Below are 3,514 nucleotides of genomic sequence, written 5' to 3'. Positions count from 1 at the left end.
GTTATGTTTCCAGTGATTTAGTAGAACAAGTTGATGGTAAATTTAGAGTTAGAACTTGTTTCGTCGCAGGAACCAAAATCCATACAAAAGAAGGACTCAAGAACATTGAAGACATTCGAGTTGGGGATGTGGTTCTTTCTAAATCCGACGAAACAGGAGAGGTATCTTACCGCAAGGTAGTGAACACCTTTATCCGCCAAACGGAAGCTATTTACACTGTATCCTTTGCAGACGGAACCGTTCTAGAAACCACTTGGAACCACCCGTTCCGTGTGAAAAAACAAGGTCATGCTTTAGAGAAGTTCTCTATAGAAACTACTGATTGGGTGCAGGCAAAAGATTTACATCCTGGGGATGTGGCTCTTGGTGCGGAAGGACAGGAACTGGTTGTAACTGATATCACCATTGATGAGCGGGTAGAGACGGTTTATAACTTTGAGGTGGAAGAGTATCATACTTACTTCGTAGGGGAAGTCGGGGTCTGGGTGCATAATGATGCAGCCCTTTATGTTGCATTTCCAAATACACAGATAGCATACAAGCGTGATTCCGATGATAACAATAAAACAACTACTCTCGTTGGCCATGCGGGAATTATTCTTGTGGATGATATGGGAAATACTGAATACCATGAGTTTGGACGCTATAGGGATGAAAACAATAAGCCAACACAAGGATTGATTAAAAGCCAACAGCAACTACCCAAAATTGAATTCACATTGGCAGGTGATCCCAAGCCAGAGTCTGTCGGGAAGGTCTTGGGCACAATAAGTAAAATGAAAGAAGGGGATAATATTGAAGCAGTATATATTCCTTTAAATGATGGTGCATTTAAAAAAATGTCGAGTTTTGTGACCAATCAAAAAGAGAAGTATACTAATCCAGACAACAGGGATTATGATACATTTTCCAACAACTGTAGCACATTTGCACGCAAAACTATAGAAGCTGGTGGTGGATCAGCGTTAATGCCATTAGCTATTTCTCCTGCACCAGTAACGTTAATTAAACAACTGAGAATAAGTAAAGATTCTTATATATATGATGGTCAAAAATCAGAATTCCAGTTTAGTAAGAGCCCAACAGACTTTCTCAAGAAAAAAGCTAACAATCATTACAATAGAGGAAAGTATGAAACTCGCCCGTTGTATTAATTAATTTAATTTTTAATCTCAAAACTAACTCGATTGCGAGGGCTATTATTGAGAAATCTCAATAATAGCGTTAATTGAAAGTTATTGACGAAAAAGTAATCGTTCTCTTGGGGATAAATATCTATTGACTTTAAAAACTCAATTCTTCAACTTCTCATTAACTAATAGTGTTTTAGAGTTTACTCGAAAATATGCAATGGTCTTAACGGTGGTCCGGAAAATAAGTGAATATTCTAAATTTTCTGCAAATCTCTTGCTGAACTATAGTTGATTGAATTAGCTAGCTTTATGATATTTTTTTGGACAAAATTTTTAGCCACTATTGTTTTAAACTCTTCGGGGCTAGTATCGTTGAGCCTCGCCAAATCCGTTTTTTTAATAAACACTAATTGAAAATTCAAATGATAGTTCGTTCGTAAGGAGATAAGTGATGAAGTTGTTCCTTTCATCTGCTACTGGTGGGGTTATCTTTGGTATTTATATTTTTTATTTATTATATGCTTCCAAAAATAATCTCTCATATTATGGATTAAGTTTACCTGGCGCCATTGCAAATAAGTGCAGTAGCATACAAAAATTTATTCCGCCTGAAATTACAAAAGACAAAAAAAAAGATATCTTATTGTCCAAGTCAATAATTATTCCATGTGGGAAAAACAGTTTTTCTTTTAAGCAAAAATATGATTCGTTAGTTATAGAAACATATTTAGAATTCAACAATAAGAAATATAAAATTCAGGTAGCTAGAGAAGACAAACTAGGGTATAACCAGATCGATATCTTAGGAGCAATAGATAATACCATTATTATGAGAATTTTTACTGGAGATTTCGTCTCTGAACTATTTGGAATGAATCCATCAGAAAGATTTCTTTTTTTTAATTGGAAGGAAGGAAAATTCTCGATTGATAGAGATCTGCAATAATAAATTATTTGTGCAGATACAGTTGAGCCTCGCCAAAACTATAATAGCGAACAAAATGTTCGTTAAGTTAGACACTGGATGCAATCAGGAACGATTTTGAAGACAAAAAGCAAACGGAAGTCATCGATTTCTAGTGATTAACAAAGACTTTGTTCCAAAAATGAGTGTTCCGTTGATCGCTAGGACATAAGGAATCCTTCTCTTTTATGGAAGAGATTCCTAGACAAAGCTTGCAAACAATGATTATAAACCAAAGTATAAAAGAGAGTGATCTTTCTTACGCGCTTTCTTTCCAAGAGTAGATGTGGTAGAGACCACCTAACACTGGAATGGATTCCAAGTGACAATTTCCATCTCTCGGTTTGTGGAGGATTGGTGAGGGGTTGGGTGTTTCTTTGTTGAGTGCAAGATGGCTACGGTTGTGGTTATAGAAGTGGATGAACTCTTCTAGCTTCACCTGCAAATGGTATTCGTTCATTGGGATGAAGTAATCTAGAAATTCATTTCTACAAGTTTTGACAAATCGTTCTGCATACCCATTTTGCCAAGGCGAACGAACCTTAGTCTTTTTGTGTTTGATCCCAAGCCTCTCTAAATACCGAGTGAATCGTTTTCCAAATAAAGTATCGTTATCTGTAATCAGATAGGATGTATTCTCCAATCCTTTTTTTCTAAAAGCAAACTTGATGACTCGTCTTACCCAACTTGTTGTTGGTTTAGTATGAATGTCAAAGTGGAGGATTTGTCTTGTTTGTATTTCTAGAAAGAAGATCACTTTGTAGATCTCTCTTAAACGATACGAGATGACACTAAACAAATCAGATACAATGAGAGAACTGGAATGCAGGTTGTAGAATTGGTTCCAAGAAAGTCTTTTTCTAGGATCCGTTGGTCTTTTGGGGATATAACGAGAAACAGTTCTTTCTGATACAACTAGTCCTAGTTTGATTAAAATCCCGTGAAGTTTGGTGGCCCCCCAAATTCTGTTTTCTTTGGCAATTCTTCGAATGAGTTTGATAAGATCCCAAGGAATGTTTGGTCTACCTGGTATTTTTCTCCGAGAGAGGAGTTTCCAGAAAAGTTGAAATTTCTTTTCTCTCCATTTGAGTAAAGTGTTTGGAGAAACAATCATTAACGAAGATTCCCAGTTTGGGAACAAGTAGGAGATAAGAACCAAGATCATTCTTTCCCTTGGTTTTGTATGGAAGGCTTTTTCTTTTCTTTTGTAAGCCGTGAGTTGGGATTTGAGGAAGGCAATTTCTAAGAGAAGGGATCTAGAATTTAGCAGGGAGTAGGTGTTAAGAAGGAGGGCAATAGAGAGGAGAAGAATGACCATCCTTTTGGGAATCGGATGGGTGGGAAGGGAATGTTAGAAGTTTTTGTATAAGTTAAATGAACTTTTCAACCCTAGTCTCTAGTATTACCGAAAGTTTTT

The 3,514-nt window shown here is 36.5% G+C and carries 3 protein-coding genes; 2 read left to right on the top strand and 1 reads right to left on the bottom strand.

The window, feature by feature from the left end; translation table 11 throughout:
* Together CH364_RS18605 and CH364_RS18600 are read left to right on the top strand one after the other, a co-directional pair.
* Positions 1-1,154, top strand: a 1,154-nt coding sequence (locus CH364_RS18605; RefSeq protein WP_208859283.1) for a polymorphic toxin-type HINT domain-containing protein, incomplete at its 5' end; no start/stop codon positions are given.
* 430 nt (positions 1,155-1,584) lie between these two features.
* Complete coding sequence (locus CH364_RS18600; RefSeq protein WP_100745199.1) at positions 1,585-2,079, top strand: hypothetical protein; 495 nt, start codon at positions 1,585-1,587, stop codon at positions 2,077-2,079.
* 277 nt (positions 2,080-2,356) lie between these two features.
* On the opposite strand, the gene CH364_RS18595 is transcribed toward CH364_RS18600, so the two are convergent.
* Complete coding sequence (locus CH364_RS18595) at positions 2,357-3,415, bottom strand: integrase core domain-containing protein (RefSeq protein ID WP_100745198.1); 1,059 nt, start codon at positions 3,413-3,415, stop codon at positions 2,357-2,359.
* Positions 3,416-3,514: the final 99 nt, after the last annotated feature.

Source organism: Leptospira harrisiae, assembly GCF_002811945.1.
Classification (GTDB): domain Bacteria; phylum Spirochaetota; class Leptospiria; order Leptospirales; family Leptospiraceae; genus Leptospira_A; species Leptospira_A harrisiae.
The sequence above is the reverse complement of the archived record's forward strand: the minus strand, read 5'-3'. Positions and strand labels throughout refer to the sequence as shown.

What these genes read in the sequence shown, in the direction of transcription:
- CH364_RS18600 (WP_100745199.1), top strand. Translation starts at nt 1,585, where the DNA reads ATGAAGTTGTTCCTTTCATCTGCTACTGGTGGGGTTATCTTTGGTATT.
- CH364_RS18595 (WP_100745198.1), bottom strand. Translation starts at nt 3,415, where the DNA reads ATGGTCATTCTTCTCCTCTCTATTGCCCTCCTTCTTAACACCTACTCC.